This is a genomic window from Pseudomonas corrugata (genome assembly GCF_001269905.1).
GTDB lineage: Bacteria > Pseudomonadota > Gammaproteobacteria > Pseudomonadales > Pseudomonadaceae > Aquipseudomonas > Aquipseudomonas corrugata.
Genome location: NZ_LHVK01000008.1, coordinates 525,692 through 540,720 on the forward strand (window position 1 = coordinate 525,692; position 15,029 = coordinate 540,720).

Annotated in this window: 15 protein-coding genes; 8 read left to right on the forward strand and 7 right to left on the reverse strand. The window is 62.2% G+C overall.

The window, feature by feature from the left end:
• Nucleotides 1–21 precede the first annotated feature (21 nt).
• Together ttcA and AD665_RS13600 are read left to right on the forward strand one after the other, a co-directional pair.
• Complete coding sequence (gene ttcA / locus AD665_RS13595) at nt 22–846, forward strand: tRNA 2-thiocytidine(32) synthetase TtcA (protein ID WP_024779753.1); 825 nt, start codon at nt 22–24, stop codon at nt 844–846.
• A gap of 28 nt (nt 847–874) precedes the next feature.
• Complete coding sequence (locus AD665_RS13600; protein WP_024779752.1) at nt 875–1,549, forward strand: DNA-3-methyladenine glycosylase I; 675 nt, start codon at nt 875–877, stop codon at nt 1,547–1,549.
• An 89-nt stretch (nt 1,550–1,638) separates the two neighbouring features.
• Here AD665_RS13600 and AD665_RS13605 read toward each other — a convergent pair whose 3' ends face one another.
• Genes AD665_RS13605 through arsC form a run of 3 tightly spaced genes read right to left on the reverse strand, consistent with a single transcriptional unit; the run spans nt 1,639 to nt 3,012 of the window.
• Nucleotides 1,639–2,064, reverse strand: coding sequence for a DUF2069 domain-containing protein (locus AD665_RS13605; RefSeq protein WP_053192428.1), 426 nt, complete (start codon nt 2,062–2,064; stop codon nt 1,639–1,641).
• Nucleotides 2,057–2,662: an NAD(P)H:quinone oxidoreductase gene (wrbA, locus tag AD665_RS13610; RefSeq protein ID WP_024779750.1), complete on the reverse strand. Its 606-nt coding sequence runs from the start codon at nt 2,660–2,662 to the stop codon at nt 2,057–2,059. Before wrbA ends, AD665_RS13605 begins: the two co-directional genes overlap by 8 nt.
• Entirely contained in the window at nt 2,659–3,012 is a 354-nt protein-coding gene (gene arsC / locus AD665_RS13615; RefSeq protein ID WP_053192430.1) for an arsenate reductase (glutaredoxin), read from the reverse strand. Before arsC ends, wrbA begins: the two co-directional genes overlap by 4 nt.
• 90 nt (nt 3,013–3,102) lie before the next feature.
• Between arsC and AD665_RS13620 the strand changes: the two genes are divergently transcribed.
• Nucleotides 3,103–3,570 carry a TlpA disulfide reductase family protein gene (locus AD665_RS13620; protein WP_024779748.1) on the forward strand — a complete coding sequence of 156 codons (468 nt, stop codon included), beginning with the start codon at nt 3,103–3,105 and terminating at the stop codon, nt 3,568–3,570.
• A 96-nt stretch (nt 3,571–3,666) separates the two neighbouring features.
• Here AD665_RS13620 and AD665_RS13625 read toward each other — a convergent pair whose 3' ends face one another.
• From AD665_RS13625 to AD665_RS13640, 4 genes are all read right to left on the reverse strand, one after another.
• Nucleotides 3,667–4,071: an META domain-containing protein gene (locus AD665_RS13625; RefSeq protein ID WP_024779747.1), complete on the reverse strand. Its 405-nt coding sequence runs from the start codon at nt 4,069–4,071 to the stop codon at nt 3,667–3,669.
• Entirely contained in the window at nt 4,071–4,505 is a 435-nt protein-coding gene (locus AD665_RS13630; protein ID WP_024779746.1) for a hypothetical protein, read from the reverse strand. Before AD665_RS13630 ends, AD665_RS13625 begins: the two co-directional genes overlap by 1 nt.
• A 190-nt stretch (nt 4,506–4,695) precedes the next feature.
• On the reverse strand, nt 4,696–5,685 hold the full coding sequence (locus AD665_RS13635; RefSeq protein WP_053192432.1) for a 2-hydroxyacid dehydrogenase: 990 nt from the start codon (nt 5,683–5,685) through the stop codon (nt 4,696–4,698).
• Nucleotides 5,686–5,752: 67 nt separating this feature from the next.
• Complete coding sequence (locus tag AD665_RS13640) at nt 5,753–8,503, reverse strand: response regulator (RefSeq protein ID WP_024779744.1); 2,751 nt, start codon at nt 8,501–8,503, stop codon at nt 5,753–5,755.
• Between the two features lie 226 nt (nt 8,504–8,729).
• Here AD665_RS13640 and cysM point away from each other — a divergent pair, with 226 nt between their 5' ends.
• The 5 genes from cysM (at nt 8,730) to AD665_RS13665 (ending at nt 14,909) form a co-directional block, all read left to right on the forward strand.
• The gene (gene cysM / locus AD665_RS13645; RefSeq protein WP_024779743.1) at nt 8,730–9,632 is read left to right on the forward strand and encodes a cysteine synthase CysM; all 903 of its coding nucleotides are present in this window, start codon (nt 8,730–8,732) and stop codon (nt 9,630–9,632) included.
• On the forward strand, nt 9,632–11,002 hold the full coding sequence (gene rlmD, locus AD665_RS13650) for a 23S rRNA (uracil(1939)-C(5))-methyltransferase RlmD (RefSeq protein ID WP_024779742.1): 1,371 nt from the start codon (nt 9,632–9,634) through the stop codon (nt 11,000–11,002). Before cysM ends, rlmD begins: the two co-directional genes overlap by 1 nt.
• Before the next feature lie 101 nt (nt 11,003–11,103).
• The gene (gene relA / locus AD665_RS13655) at nt 11,104–13,350 is read left to right on the forward strand and encodes a GTP diphosphokinase (protein WP_053192435.1); all 2,247 of its coding nucleotides are present in this window, start codon (nt 11,104–11,106) and stop codon (nt 13,348–13,350) included.
• A 159-nt stretch (nt 13,351–13,509) separates the two neighbouring features.
• Nucleotides 13,510–14,343: a nucleoside triphosphate pyrophosphohydrolase gene (gene mazG, locus AD665_RS13660; protein ID WP_053192437.1), complete on the forward strand. Its 834-nt coding sequence runs from the start codon at nt 13,510–13,512 to the stop codon at nt 14,341–14,343.
• Between the two features lie 26 nt (nt 14,344–14,369).
• The gene (locus AD665_RS13665) at nt 14,370–14,909 is read left to right on the forward strand and encodes a DUF2058 domain-containing protein (RefSeq protein ID WP_024779739.1); all 540 of its coding nucleotides are present in this window, start codon (nt 14,370–14,372) and stop codon (nt 14,907–14,909) included.
• Nucleotides 14,910–15,029: the final 120 nt, after the last annotated feature.

The following is a 15,029-nucleotide window of genomic DNA, read 5'->3' on the forward strand; positions in this document are numbered from 1 at the left end:
ACACCTCACGGATTTCGCGTCATGGGCACTCTTACGGTCAACCAGAACAAACTGCAAAAGCGCCTGCGCCGCCTGGCGGGTGAGGCGGTTGCCGATTTCAACATGATTGAAGACGGCGACAAGGTCATGGTCTGCCTGTCCGGTGGCAAGGACAGCTACACCATGCTCGATGTGCTGATGCACCTGCAGAAGGTTGCGCCGATCAAGTTCGACATCGTCGCGGTGAACATGGACCAGAAGCAGCCGGGGTTCCCCGAGGATGTGCTGCCGGCGTACCTCGAATCGCTGGGCGTGGAGTACCACATCGTCGAGAAAGACACCTACTCGGTGGTCAAGGAACTGATTCCGGAAGGCAAGACTACCTGTTCGCTGTGCTCACGCCTGCGTCGCGGCACGCTCTACACCTTCGCCGACGAGATCGGCGCAACCAAGATGGCCCTGGGGCATCACCGCGACGACATCGTCGAGACGTTCTTCCTGAACATGTTCTTCAACGGCTCGCTCAAGGCCATGCCGCCCAAGCTGCGCGCCGATGATGGGCGCAACGTGGTGATCCGCCCGCTGGCCTATTGCAGCGAGAAGGACATCCAGGCCTATTCGGATCTCAAGCAATTCCCGATCATCCCCTGCAACCTTTGCGGTTCCCAGGAGAACCTGCAGCGCCAGGTGGTCAAGGAGATGCTCCAGGAGTGGGAACGCAAGACGCCAGGCCGTACCGAGAGCATCTTCCGCGGTTTGCAGAACGTCGTCCCGTCCCAGTTGGCGGATCGCAACCTGTTCGATTTCACCAACCTGCGTATCGATGAAAGCGCGGCATCGCGTTTCGTCAATGTGGTGAATATCTAGTTGTTTACACTGGACCCCAGGAGAGGGAATGCGCGATTACAAGTGGCTGCATGAGTACTGTCTGAACCGCTTCGGTTCGACGGCTGAACTGGAAGCCCACCTGCCTGTTCCCAAGACTCCGGCGCAGTTGCGCAAGATTGGTGACGATCGCTACCTCTCGACCATGGCATTGCGGGTCTTTCGCGCCGGTCTCAAGCACAGTCTGGTCGATGCCAAGTGGCCGGCGTTCGAAGAGGTGTTCTACAAATTCGATCCGGAAAAAGTCGTGCTGATGAGTGCCGAGCACCTGGAGCGGTTGATGCAGGATGCGCGGATCATCCGGCATCTGGGCAAGCTCAAGAGCGTGCCCCGCAACGCGCAGTTGATATTGGACGTGGCCCATGAAAAAGGCAGCTTCGGCGCGTTGATCGCCGACTGGCCGGTGACCGACATCGTTGGCTTGTGGACCTACCTGAAAAAGCATGGCCATCAACTGGGCGGCCTGTCGGCTCCGCGTTTTTTACGGATGACGGGCAAGGACACCTTCGTGCCCAGCTATGACGTGGTGGCGGCGCTCAATGCCCAGGACATCATCGACAAAGTCCCCACCAGCCTGCGGGACCTGGCGACGGTGCAGAATGCTTTCAATCAGTGGCATGAAGAGAGTGGCGGGCGGCCGATGTCGCAGCTTTCGATGATGCTGGCTTACACAGTGAATCATTGAGACCGGGTCGCATCCACCGCCAGCAGGCTCGCTCCCACATTCGCAATGCATTTCCCTGTGGGAGCGAGCCTGCTCGCGATAGCGGTCTATCAGGCGACGGAGATGTCACCCTCGTCAGCCAACCGCCGGTTCAACTGAAACCGCCAGCGCACATACAGCAACGCCGAGCAGAACACCGTCACGCTCGCGAGCATTTCCATCACGCCGAACAGTTGCCGGTTCGGGTCATAGGCCGCCAGTGCGCCCTTGATGAAATACAGGTTCACCACGAAGCACATCCAGGAATGGCCGCGAGCGCTGCCGGTGAGCATGCCGGGGGCCAGTATCAATAACGGGACCAACTCGATCAGCAGGATCACCCAGGGACGCGCGCCGTGCAGATCGGCGATCAGCAGGTAATACACACTGAGTACCCCCACCAGGCCGAAAAAGCACAGCAGGCTGAGGACGCGGGCGATGCGCACGCGCGGCTCCAGCCACTGGATCGAGGGGAGGATCTTCGGCTTCTTAGCCACGGCCGCTCTCCAGCAATTGTGCGGTTTTCGCCAGGCGCGAACCCAAGGCACGGCAAAGGACGACTTCATGTTCGTTCAAGCCGCTTTTACCGTCACTCCCGGCATGATGGCTCGGCCCGTAAGGCGTACCGCCGCCCTCGGTATCGATCAGAGCCGATTCGCTGTAGGGCAGGCCAGTGATCAGCATGCCGTGGTGCAGCAGCGGCAGCATCATCGACAGCAGGGTGGTTTCCTGGCCGCCGTGCAGGCTCGCGGTGGAGGTGAACACCCCTGCCGGCTTGCCCACCAGGGCACCGGTCAGCCAAAGGTTGCTGGTACCGTCGAGAAAGTATTTGAGCGGCGCCGCCATATTGCCGAAACGGGTCGGGCTGCCCAGGGCCAGGCCGGCACAGTTCTTCAAATCATCGAGGGTGGCATACAGCGGGCCTTGCTCGGGTATCTCCGGGGCCACCGCTTCGCACTCGGTTGAAATTGCCGGCACCGTGCGCAGCCGTGCTTCCATCCCGGCCTGTTCGATACCGCGAGCGATCTGCCGGGCCATTTCGTTGGTGGAGCCACTACGGCTGTAATACAACACCAGGATGTAAGGTGTGCTCACGGCAGGATCTCCAGGATCTTCTCCGGCGGACGGCCGATCACGGCTTTGTCGGCGGTTTCAAGAATCGGCCGTTCCATGAGTTTCGGGTGGGCGGCAATGGCTGCGATCAATTGCGCCTGGCTCAGGCTTTCGTCGGCCAGGTTCAGACTTGTGTATTCGTCCTCGCCGGTGCGCAGCAGTTGCCGGGCCGTGATGCCGAGCTTGCCCAGCAGCCGTTCGAGCTGTGCCGCATCGGGTGGGGTTTCCAGGTGGCGGACCACGGTGGGCGTCAGGCCCCGGGCCTCCAACAGTTCCAGCGCACCGCGGGATTTAGAGCAGCGCGGGTTGTGATAAAGCGTCAGATCGGTCATGAGCGGGTCGCATCTTGCGTAAGGTGGCGGCTATTCTACTGTGCCACGATGGGTCGTGGCAGCGTTCACATTCAGACAAGGATTGGGCACATGGCAAGGCGATTGACGGCGGCATTGGCATTGATGGGCATCCTGTTGCTCGCTGGTTGCGGAAACGACTACGGAGTCGACCAGAACGGCCAGGCGATTGCCTCGCAACGGCTGGACAAACAGTGGGTAGTCATCAACTACTGGGCCGAATGGTGTGCACCGTGCCGCACCGAGATCCCGGAATTCAACGCCCTGGCCGAACAGCTCAAGGGACGCAACGTTGGTGTGTTCGGAGTCAATTTCGATCAGGTGCAGGGCGAAGAGCTCAAAAGCGCCAGCGACAAGATGGGCATCCGGTTCACTGTGCTGGCCCGGGACCCGGCCGAGATCTTCGACCTGCCTCGCAGCGAAGGATTGCCAGTGACCTACATCATCGACAACCAGGGCAAGGTGCGCGAGCAATTGCTGGGTGAGCAGACGGCGGCGGGGGTGATGGCGAAGCTTGAGGGGTTGCAGGCGTTTAAATAGTACTTCGTGGCGGGGAGGTTGTGAGGGCTGTTGTGGCGAGGGGATTTATCCCCTCGCCACAGGGCCCAGCCAGGCTCAAGAGCTCAGCTTGGAGGCTCAACCCTCTTCCAGCCACCACCGCAACGGCTTGCCTTGGGCCGGCCAGAAGCGTACCTGCTCGATGGGCGAGATGTCCCAGCGTTCGACCTTCTCCAGCGTCTGCAGAAAACGCGACTCCTGCTCCATCACGGCCGGGCCGCAGAGCTTGCGGGTGCTGCCGATTTTGCCGAAGCTCAAGCGGTGGCCTTCCAGGGTATAGGGGGCGAACCAGTGATTGCAGCCGGCATTGCCATAGGCTCGGCCATCCTCCCCCAGAGTGATGGTCAGGTGGCTGTAGTCCATCAATGGCCGTTCACCGATCCATTCCAGGATGTAGCTGCGGTTCTGTTGCAACTGTACAGGTTCGGCGGCACAGCCCATCAGACTCATGCCGATCAACATGGACAGGGCCAGAGGTTTCATCAGGCGGCTTCCCGGCAGGTCGGGCACAGGTGCTTTTCACCCACGCTGGTCCAGCCCAGCTCGGCGATGCGTGCGCTGGCGGCTGGTTTCTGGGCCTTGACGCCGAGCTTGGCGTCGACGGCAAATTCGAAGCTCAGCTCCTTGGCGCAACTGTCGCAGTTGACCTGCCAGGTGTGGATCGCCAACTCGCCGAACACCGGGCCGGTGGTCATGGCGGTCCATTGGCCCATGGGCTTGAGCAGGTGGCGAACGGTGTCCACGGTCAGGCGCATGGACAGGTCCTTGCTGCCCTTGAGGGTGACCAGCAGTACATCGTTGGCCTGGATCGAACCGCCGTTGCCGGTGACCTGATAGCGGCCCGGCGCCAGTGCGCGGACTTCGGTCAGGGTGTGCTGCGGGTTCATCAGGGTGTAGCGGAAATCGTGCTCGGCCATGGGTCCTCCAAAATAGGCGCCACATGCTAGCACGGGGCATGGGTGGGATGGCCCGGATGCGACGAACTCCTCCTTCCCCTATGGGAGCGAGCCTGCTCGCGATGACGACAGATCAGTCGGCATTGATGTCAGCTGACAGACCGCAATCGCGAGCAGGCTCGTTCCCACAGGGATTGGCGTCGGGTTGGCTTTAGTCGTTCACCAGGTTTTGCGGGGTGCCGCTCGCCCAGGCTGCGATGTTGTCCAGGGTGGTCGCGGCGATTGCGTCCAGCGCTTCATGGGTCAGGAACGCCTGGTGCGCGGTGACCACCACGTTGGGGAAAGTCAGAAGCCGGGCCAGCACGTCGTCCTGCAAAGGTTGGTCGGAGCGGTCCTTGAAAAACAACTGGGCCTCTTCTTCATAGACATCCAGCCCCAGGTAGCCCAACTGACCGCTTTTCAGCGCTTCGATCAGGGCCGGTGTATCCACCAGACCGCCGCGTCCGGTATTGATCAGCATGGCGCCTGGTTGCATCGTCGCCAGCGAGTCGGCGTTGATCAGGTGTCGGCTCTGTTCGTTCAGCGGGCAATGCAGGCTGATGATCTGTGCTTGCGCCAGCAGATCGGCCAGGGGCAAATAGCGAGCGCCCAGGGCTTCGACTTGAGGGTTGGGGTAGGGGTCGTAAGCCAGCAACCGGCAGCCGAAGCCGGCCATGATCCGTGCAAACGTTGCGCCGATCTGTCCGGTGCCGACCACCCCCACAGTCTTGCCCACCAGGTCGAATCCGGTCAGGCCATGGAGGCTGAAGTTGCCATCGCGGGTACGGTTATAGGCGCGATGCAGGCAGCGATTAAGTGCCATGATCAACGCTACTGCATGTTCGGCCACGGCATGGGGCGAGTAGGCCGGCACCCGGACGATACTCAACCCCAGGCGCCTGGCTGCGGGCAGGTCGACATGGTTGTAGCCAGCTGAGCGCAGGGCGATCAACCGGGTCCCGCCGTGCGCCAGCCGTTCCAGCACAGGGGCGCTCAGGTCATCGTTGATGAATGCACACACCACCTCGTGCCGCTCGGCCAAGGCCACGGTGTCCAGGTTCAAGCGGGCTGGCTGGAATTGCAGTTCAAGGCCGGCGGGCAGCGGGGCTTTGGTGAAACTGTCTCGGTCGTAGGTCTGGCTGCTGAATAGAATCACGCGCATGGCGGCCTCCTGGCACTTTGAAGGGTGTCAGTTTAGCCGCCATCGCACCTGTGCTTATTGCCCTGGATCAGGCGCTGATGCGTGCCTCGCTGGCCAGCCTGTCAATGGCCCGATCCAGGTCTTCCAGGGCGACCGCGGCCTTGGGATCCTGTTGCTTGAGCAGGGTTTCGCTGCGCTGGCAGGCGGCACGCAATTGCGGGACGCCGCAGTAGCGTGTGGCGCCATGCAGGCGATGGACCCGCTCGATCAGGGCGTTTTGATCGTTGGCCTCGCTGGCCTGGCGAATCGCTTCGCGGTCGGCTTCCAGGGATGCCAGCAGCATCGCCAGCATGTCTGCCGCCAGATCGGCCTTGCCGGCGGCCAGGCGCAGGCCTTCTTCATGATCAAGCACCAGCAGTTCACTGCCGCCCTGGGCATCGAAGCCTCGCTCCGGGGATTGATTACGCAGGGCCAGGCCGGTCCATTTGAGCACCACCTGGGCCAGTTGCCGCTCGCTGATGGGTTTGGTCAGGTAGTCGTCCATGCCGCTTTGCAGCAGGGCGCGCTTTTCGTTGGCCATGGCGTGGGCGGTGAGGGCGACGATCGGCAGCGGCGTGCAATGTCGCTCGCTCTCCCACTGGCGGATGGCCTCGGTACTCTGGCGGCCATCCATGCCGGGCATCTGCACGTCCATCAGGACCAGGTCGAAGGTTTCCTTTTGCACGGCCTGGACCGCGGCATAGCCGCTTTCCACCGCCAGCACCTTGGCGCCCATGTCTTCGAGCAGGGTTTGCACGAGCAACAGGTTGGCCGGGTTGTCGTCCACGCACAGCACCTTGGGCGCGCGGCTGGACACCGGTTCGTTGGGTTCGTTGCGCGGCGGGCGCGGGTTGACCAGGTCGGACAGCGAGCGGCGCAACTTGCGGGTACAGGCCGGCTTGGCCTGCAACTGACTGTGTGGGTTGGGCACCGAGAGGTGGTACAGGGTCTGTTCGGTGGTCGGACACAGCACCAGAACCTTGCAGCCCAGGTGCTCAAGGTCCCAGATATGCTGGTTGAGACGCTCCGGTGGCATATCGTTGCTGGTGATGCCCAGCACGGCCAGGTCGATGGCCTGGTCGGTCTGGTGGGCGATGGTCACGCCGTTGGTCAGGCTTTCCAGGGTATTGAATGGCGTTACCTGCAAACCGCAGTCTTCGAGTTGATGCTGCAAGGCCTGGCGGGCCAGTTCATGGTTTTCCAGCAGGGCCACGTGGCGACCCAGCAACGGCGGGCCGGGCAAGTCCTCGGCGTCGTCACGGGTCTTGGGCAGGCGCAGGCTGATCCAGAACTCCGAACCTTCGCCCGGTGTGCTGTCGACCCCGATCTCGCCGCCCATCTGTTCTACCAGGCGCTTGGAAATCACCAGGCCCAGCCCGGTGCCACCCGGTTGCCGCGACAGCGAGTTGTCGGCCTGGCTGAACGCCTGGAACAGTGCCCGCACATCCTGGTTCGACAGGCCGATACCGGTGTCCTGGATGCTGATGCGCAGTTGCACGCTGTCTTCATGTTCGTCTTCGAGCATGGCCCGGGCAACGATGGTGCCTTCGCGGGTGAACTTGATGGCGTTGCTCACCAGGTTGGTGAGGATCTGCTTGAGTCGCAGCGGATCGCCCACCAGCGACAACGGGGTATCGCGGTAGACCAGGCTCACCAGCTCCAGCTGTTTGGCGTGGGCGGCGGGAGCGAGGATGGTCAGGGTGTCCTGCAACAGATCCCGAAGGTTGAACGGAATGCTGTCGAGCACCAGTTTGCCGGCCTCGATCTTCGAAAAATCAAGAATCTCATTGATGATGCCCAACAGACTGTCGGCGGATTTTTCGATGGTGCCCAGGTAATCGAGCTGGCGCGGGGTCAGTTCGCTCTTCTGCAGCAGGTGCGTGAAGCCGAGGATGCCATTGAGGGGCGTACGGATTTCATGGCTCATGTTCGCCAGGAACTCGGACTTGATCCGGCTTGCTTCCAGGGCCTCCTTGCGGGCCAGGTCCAGCTCGATGTTCTGGATCTCGATGGTTTCCAAGTTCTGGCGCACGTCTTCGGTGGCCTGGTCGATGCTGTGCTGCAATTCCTCCTGGGCGTTCTGCAAGGTACTGGCCATTCGGTTGATGCCCGACGCGAGCTCATCCAGCTCCTGGCTGCCCAACGGGGGCAGGCGGGTTTCCAGGTGACCATCCTTGAGTTGCGCCACGGCCAGCTTGATCTGGCTCAGCGGCCGATTGATCGTGCGGCCCATGCGCAAGGCCAGCAATGCGGTCAGTCCCAGACCGGCGGTTATCAGCAACAGGCTGGCAAACAGGCTGCGGTAACCGCGCAGCAGCATGCTGCTGTGGGACAACTCCAGCTCGACCCAGCCCAGCAGGCGGTCGGCTTCTTCGGGGATCAGTTCGCCGGCGAGGTTGCGATGCTTGCCGAATACCGGCAGCAGGTAGCGCGTGGCATCGTTGCCGGTGCGTTGCAGCAGTTGGGTGCTGTTGCCTTCCGGCGCGCGGTTGAGCATGGTCGGGCCGGCATGGGCCAGTGGCGTTCGGTCGGGGGCGAGGAACGTCACGGCGCGCACGTCCGTCTGCTCGAGGGACTGGGTGGCGATGCGCTCCAGCAGATCGCTGTCCTGGCGACTCATGGCCGGGGCGACCAGCGGGGCAAGCTGTTCGGCGATCATCTCGCCACGCTGCAGCAACTGGGCATGCAGGTCCGATTGCTGCATCCAGGTAAAATAGCCGCCCAGGACCAGCGCCATCAGGCTGGTCGGCAACAAGGTCAGCAACAGCACGCGGCCTTTGATTCCCAGTTTCTTGAGCACACTTGTCTCCTGCATCCAGCGGTCTGATCGACTTTGCGCGCATCCGGCACGCAACACCTTGGCAGTGTAGCGATTTGCAGGCGGGCTATCTCCGTAAAATTCATGTCGCTGTGCATCCATGCGGGCCTTATTCCCATAAGCCATAACCACCGCACTTTGCGTGATATGGCCGGGCAGGGTTTGCCGGTATGATAGGCGCCCCCGCAGCCCGGATTGCGAATACGCCATGACTGTGCAATACCCCACCATCGCCGATTGCGTCGGCAACACCCCGCTGGTCCGTTTGCAGCGCCTGCCCGGCGCGACCAGCAATACGCTTCTGCTCAAGCTCGAAGGGAACAACCCGGCGGGTTCGGTCAAGGACCGGCCGGCGCTGTCGATGATTACCCGTGGCGAGTTGCGCGGGCAGATCCAGCCCGGTGACACGTTGATCGAGGCGACCTCCGGCAACACCGGGATTGCCCTGGCGATGGCGGCGGCGATCAAGGGCTACAAGATGATCCTGATCATGCCCGACAACTCCAGCGCCGAGCGCAAGGCCGCGATGACCGCCTACGGCGCCGAGTTGATCCTTGTCACCAAGGACGAAGGCATGGAAGGCGCCCGGGACCTGGCCGAGCGGATGCAGGCCGAGGGTCGCGGCAAGGTGCTCGACCAGTTCGCCAACGGCGACAATCCCGAGGCCCACTACACCAGTACCGGCCCGGAGATCTGGCGCCAGACCGAAGGCACCATCACCCATTTCGTCAGCTCGATGGGCACCACCGGCACCATCATGGGCACCTCGCGCTATTTGAAGGAACAGAACCCGAACGTGCAGATCATCGGCCTGCAACCGATGGAAGGCGCGTCCATCCCCGGCATTCGTCGCTGGCCCGAGGAGTATCTGCCGAAGATCTACCAGGCCGACCGTGTGGACCGCATCATCGACATGGCCCAGAGCGAAGCCGAGGACGTGACCCGTCGCCTGGCCCGCGAAGAAGGCATTTTCTGCGGCGTATCGTCCGGCGGAGCCGTGGCGGGCATGCTGCGTTTGTCGAAGGAAGTTGAAAACGCAGTGATCGTCGCGATCATCTGCGACCGCGGCGACCGCTACCTGTCCACCGGCATTTTCGACGCGTCCAACTGATGGCCAAGCATGAAAGAGGCTTGCGCTTCCAGCCCAGCGGCGGAAGCCGGGCCCCACAAGTGCCGACCGGCAAGAAACAGCGTCTGACCATCGAGCGCCTGGCCAATGATGGCCGGGGCATCGCTTTTGTCGACGGGCGCACCTGGTTCGTCATCGGTGCCCTGGCCGGCGAAGAGGTCGAGGCGCGGGTGCTGGGTGCCCATGGCAAGGTGGTCGAGGCACGCACCGAACGGGTGTTCCAGGCCAGTGAACTGCGCCGCGCTGCGCCGTGCATCCATGCCGGTCGATGTGGCGGTTGCAGCGTTCAACACCTGCCCCACGACGAACAGCTCGCCCTGAAACAGCGCATGCTCGCCGAGCAATTGTCGCGGGTCGCCGGTGTGGCGCCGGACGAATGGGCTGCGCCGCTGAGCGGGCCGGAATTCGCTTACCGGCGCCGCGCCCGCGTGGCGGTACGCTGGGACCAGAAAGCGAAGAAACTTGAGGTCGGATTCCGTGCCGTCGGCAGCCAGGACATTGTCGCCATCGGCGATTGCCCGGTGCTGGTACAGCCTTTGCAGCCGATCATGAGCCGCTTGCCGGACATGCTCCGCCGCTTGAGCAAACCCCAGGCGCTGGGACATGTGGAGTTGTTTGCCGGCTCGTCCCTGGCGGTATTGCTGCGGCACATGGCGCCGCTGTCGGATGCCGACTTGACGATCCTCAAGGATTTTTGCGCGTTCCATGAAGCCCAGCTGTGGCTGCATGGCGAAGGCGAGCCACAACCGGCCGAATCGGGACTGACACTGGGCTATCGCCTGGACACCTGGGACCTGAACCTGGCTTATCGGCCGGGGGATTTCATCCAGGTGAACGCCGGGGTCAACGAGGCGATGATTGCCCAGGCCCTGCAGTGGCTGGCGCCGCGATCCGAGGAGCGGGTGCTGGATCTGTTCTGCGGCCTGGGCAACTTTGCCTTGCCGTTGGCCCGGTGCGTGCGTGAGGTGGTGGCCGTGGAAGGCGTGCAGACCATGGTGGACCGGGCGGCGGCCAATGCCGTCAGCAATAATTTGCATAACACAGCTTTTTTTCAGGCCGATTTATCCCAGCCACTGGCGGGTGCCGAATGGATCGGCGAAGGCTTTTCTGCGGTACTCTTGGACCCACCCCGTGACGGTGCTTTCGAGGTGGTGCGCAAGCTGGCGTCCCTGGGCGCCAAGCGGTTGGTTTATGTATCGTGCAACCCGGCAACTTTGGCCCGGGATACGGTCGAATTGATCAAGCAGGGCTACCGGTTAAAACGTGCCGGGATTCTCGATATGTTTCCTCAAACGGCGCATGTCGAGGCCATGGCGTTATTTGAAGCGAGCCAGGATGGCTTGTCCGACTGACCCGTTCGTGTCACCCCGCCACAGCCCTGGGCGGAAACATGGGCAACGAAGGTCAGCGATGTTGACGCATTGAATCTGCGTCGTAGGGAAGGTAAGTAAAGATGGTACAGGTGAGAGCACACCAGCCGATCAACACCGACGGCAGTATCAATCTCGAGGCTTGGCTCGATCACGCGGTCAGTATCGACATGGCACTGGATCGCAAAGCCTTGAAGGAAGCCTGCGAGTTCGCTCGTGAGGCGGAGCAGCAGCACAACGCAGCGAAGAACCTCTGGGCCGAAGGTACGTCGAGTTTTCAGACGGGCCTGGAGATCGCCGAGATCCTCGCCGACCTCAAGCTCGACCAGGATTCGCTGGTAGCCGCCGTGCTGTACCGTGGCGTGCGCGAAGGCCAGATCCAGCTGTCGGTGGTCAGCCAGCGCTTCGGCGCGGTGGTGGCCAAGCTGATCGATGGCGTGCTGCGCATGGCGGCCATCAGCGCCAGCCTCAGTCCGCGTCATTCCATGGTCCTGGGTACCCAGGGCCAGGTGGAAAACCTGCGCAAGATGCTCGTGGCCATGGTCGACGACGTGCGCGTTGCGCTGATCAAGCTGGCCGAGCGCACTTGCGCGATCCGCGCGGTGAAAGCCGCCGACGACGAAAAACGCAATCGTGTCGCCCGGGAGGTGTTCGACATCTATGCCCCCCTGGCTCACCGTTTGGGCATCGGTCATATCAAGTGGGAGCTGGAGGATTTGTCCTTCCGCTACCTGGAACCGGATCAGTACAAACAAATCGCCAAGCTGCTGCATGAGCGGCGCCTGGACCGCGAGCGCTTCATCACCGACGTGATGACCCAACTGCGGGAAGAACTGCAGGCCACGGGCGTGGAGGCCGACATCAGCGGCCGGGCCAAGCACATCTATTCGATCTGGCGCAAAATGCAGCGCAAGGGTCTGGAGTTCAGCCAGATCTATGACGTGCGCGCCGTTCGCGTGCTGGTCCCGGAAATGCGCGACTGCTACACCGCGCTGGGGATCGTCCATACCTTGTGGCGGCACATTCCGAAGGAGTTCGACGACTACATCGCCAACCCCAAGGAAAATGGCTATCGCTCGCTACACACCGCGGTGATCGGTCCCGAGGGCAAGGTGCTGGAAGTGCAGATCCGCACCCACGCCATGCACGAGGAAGCCGAGCTGGGTGTCTGCGCCCACTGGAAATACAAGGGCACCGACGTCAAGTCCGGGTCCAACCACTACGAAGAGAAAATCTCCTGGCTGCGCCAGGTGCTCGAATGGCACGAGGAACTGGGCGACATCGGTGGCCTGGCGGAACAGCTGCGGGTGGATATCGAGCCGGACCGGGTCTACATCTTCACCCCTGACGGCCACGCCATCGACCTGCCCAAGGGCGCGACGCCGCTGGACTTCGCCTACCGGGTCCACACCGAGATCGGCCACAACTGCCGTGGTGCCAAGATCAACGGGCGGATCGTGCCGCTCAACTACAGTCTGCAGACCGGTGAGCAGGTCGAGATCATCACCAGCAAGCACGGTACGCCGAGCCGCGACTGGCTGAACCCGAACCTGGGCTACATCACCACCTCCCGGGCGCGGGCGAAAATCGTCCACTGGTTCAAGTTGCAGGCCCGCGACCAGAACGTCGCCGCCGGCAAGACCCTGATCGAGCGCGAACTCAGTCGCCTGGGCCTGCCGCAGGTGGATTTCGACAAGCTGGCCGAAAAGGCCAACATGAAAACCGCCGAGGACATGTTCGCCGCCCTTGGGGCCGGCGACCTGCGCCTGGCGCAACTGGTCAACCTGGCCCAGCAACTGGTGGAGCCGGAGCGGGGCAACGAACAACTGGAGCTGATCCCACGCAAGGCCACCGGCTACAAACCGGGCAAGCGCGGCGATATACAGATCCAGGGCGTGGGCAACCTGATGACCCAGATGGCCGGTTGCTGCCAGCCGTTGCCGGGGGATGCGATCGTCGGCTACATCACCCAGGGGCGTGGCGTGAGCATTCACCGCCAGGACTGTGCCTCGGTGCTGCAACTGGCCGGTCGCGAACCCGAGCGGATCATCCAGGTCAGTTGGGGGCCGGTGCCGGTGCTCACCTATCCGGTGGACATCGTCATCCGCGCCTACGACCGCTCCGGGCTGCTGCGGGACGTGTCCCAGGTGCTGCTGAACGAGCGCATCAACGTGCTGGCGGTCAACACCCGCTCGAACAAGGAAGACAACACCGCGCTGATGTCCCTGACCATCGAGATTCCGGGGCTGGATGCGCTGGGACGGTTGTTGGGGCGGATCTCCCAGTTGCCGAACATCATCGAGACCCGGCGTAACCGGACGCCGGGTTAAGCGCAGTCAAAAAATGTGGAAGCAAGCGGGTGGGAGCAAAGCTTGCTCGCGATAACGGGGTTTCAGTCAGCATTCATGTTGTTGGCCAGACCGCCATCGCGAGCGAGCTTTGCTCCCACAGGCTCGCTCCCACAGGGTTTTGTGTGACGAGATGGATTTATGTATAGCCTTGAAGACCTGCTCCACCTGATGAGCCGCCTGCGGGATCCGCAGTACGGTTGCCCGTGGGACATCAAGCAGACCTGGGAGACGATTGTCCCCCATACCCTGGAGGAAGCCTACGAAGTGGCCGATGCGATCGAGCGCGGTGACTTCGATCATGTGCAGGGTGAGTTGGGCGATCTGCTGTTCCAGGTGGTGTATTACAGCCAGTTGGCCCGGGAAGAAAACCGCTTTGAATTTGCCGGCGTGGTCGACAGCATCACCCGCAAGCTGATCCGTCGTCATCCCCATGTGTTTCCTACCGGCGACCTGTACGCGCCGCTGGATGTGCCGCGCCTGAGCGAAGAGCAGGTCAAGCAGCGCTGGGAGGAAATCAAGGCCGAGGAGCGGGCCGAGAAGTCCGCCGCGCCGCTGCAGTTGTCGCTGCTCGACGATGTGCCTGGCGCATTGCCGGCGCTGTCCCGTTCGGCCAAATTGCAGAAGCGTGCCGGACAGGTCGGTTTCGATTGGCCGGACGCCTTGCCGGTGCTCGACAAGGTTCGGGAAGAGCTGGATGAAGTGCTCGAAGCCATGGCGGAAAACGATCAGGCGGCAGTCACCGACGAGATCGGTGATCTGCTGTTTTCGGTCGTCAACCTGGCCCGGCACCTCAAGGTCGATCCGGAAGGCGCACTGCGTGGCGCCAATGCCAAGTTCGAGCGACGTTTCCGATTTATCGAACAGGCATTGCGCGACACCCACCTTCCCATGGAAGATTGCACCCTCGAAGAGTTGGACGCCTTGTGGGGCGAAGCCAAACGTCAGGAAAAGAATTTGCCCAGCTGCGGCTGAGGCCGTTGCCTAAGTGAGTAAGCACCATGAGCCTTTCCCTTCGCGACCAGTTGCTCAAAGCAGGGCTGGTCAACCAAAAGCAGGTCAAGCAGGTCGGCAAGGACAAGCAGAAGCAGCAGCGCCTGGCCCATAAAGGCCAGATCGAACTGGATGACTCCCAGCAGCGCGCCGCCCAGGAAGCCATGGCCGAGAAGGCCCGGCGCGACCAGGAACTCAACCGTCAGCAACAGGAGAAGGCCGAGCAGAAGGCCCGTGCCGCGCAGATCAAGCAATTGATCGAAGTGTCGCGCCTGCCAAAGTTGACCACTGAGGATTACTACAACTTCGTCGACGACAAGAAGGTCAAGCGTATCTCGGTAAACACTCTGATGCGCAACAAGCTGAGCAGCGGCTCGCTGGCGATCGTCCACCATGCCGGCGGCTACGAAGTGATCCCGCGTGAGGCCGCCTTGAAGATCCAGGAGCGAGACCCCAAGCGCATCGTCCAGCTCAATACCCAGACCGAAGAAGTGGATGCCGACGATCCGTATGCGGCGTATCAGATTCCTGATGATTTGATGTGGTAAACCTGGCGCAATGCCGGTGAGCTAAACCCAAAATCCTGTGGGAGCCGAGCTTGCTCGCGATGGCGGCGTATCAGTCAGCAAACGTATCGACTGACATACCGCCATCGCGAGCAAGCTCGG

Bases quoted from the DNA above. Each gene is read 5' to 3' on its own strand.
- ttcA (WP_024779753.1), top strand. From the start codon at position 22: ATGGGCACTCTTACGGTCAACCAGAACAAACTGCAAAAGCGCCTGCGC.
- AD665_RS13600 (WP_024779752.1), top strand. From the start codon at position 875: ATGCGCGATTACAAGTGGCTGCATGAGTACTGTCTGAACCGCTTCGGT.
- arsC (WP_053192430.1), bottom strand. From the start codon at position 3,012: ATGACCGATCTGACGCTTTATCACAACCCGCGCTGCTCTAAATCCCGC.
- AD665_RS13620 (WP_024779748.1), top strand. From the start codon at position 3,103: ATGGCAAGGCGATTGACGGCGGCATTGGCATTGATGGGCATCCTGTTG.
- AD665_RS13625 (WP_024779747.1), bottom strand. From the start codon at position 4,071: ATGAAACCTCTGGCCCTGTCCATGTTGATCGGCATGAGTCTGATGGGC.
- AD665_RS13630 (WP_024779746.1), bottom strand. From the start codon at position 4,505: ATGGCCGAGCACGATTTCCGCTACACCCTGATGAACCCGCAGCACACC.
- AD665_RS13635 (WP_053192432.1), bottom strand. From the start codon at position 5,685: ATGCGCGTGATTCTATTCAGCAGCCAGACCTACGACCGAGACAGTTTC.
- cysM (WP_024779743.1), top strand. From the start codon at position 8,730: ATGACTGTGCAATACCCCACCATCGCCGATTGCGTCGGCAACACCCCG.
- rlmD (WP_024779742.1), top strand. From the start codon at position 9,632: ATGGCCAAGCATGAAAGAGGCTTGCGCTTCCAGCCCAGCGGCGGAAGC.
- relA (WP_053192435.1), top strand. From the start codon at position 11,104: ATGGTACAGGTGAGAGCACACCAGCCGATCAACACCGACGGCAGTATC.
- mazG (WP_053192437.1), top strand. From the start codon at position 13,510: ATGTATAGCCTTGAAGACCTGCTCCACCTGATGAGCCGCCTGCGGGAT.
- AD665_RS13665 (WP_024779739.1), top strand. From the start codon at position 14,370: ATGAGCCTTTCCCTTCGCGACCAGTTGCTCAAAGCAGGGCTGGTCAAC.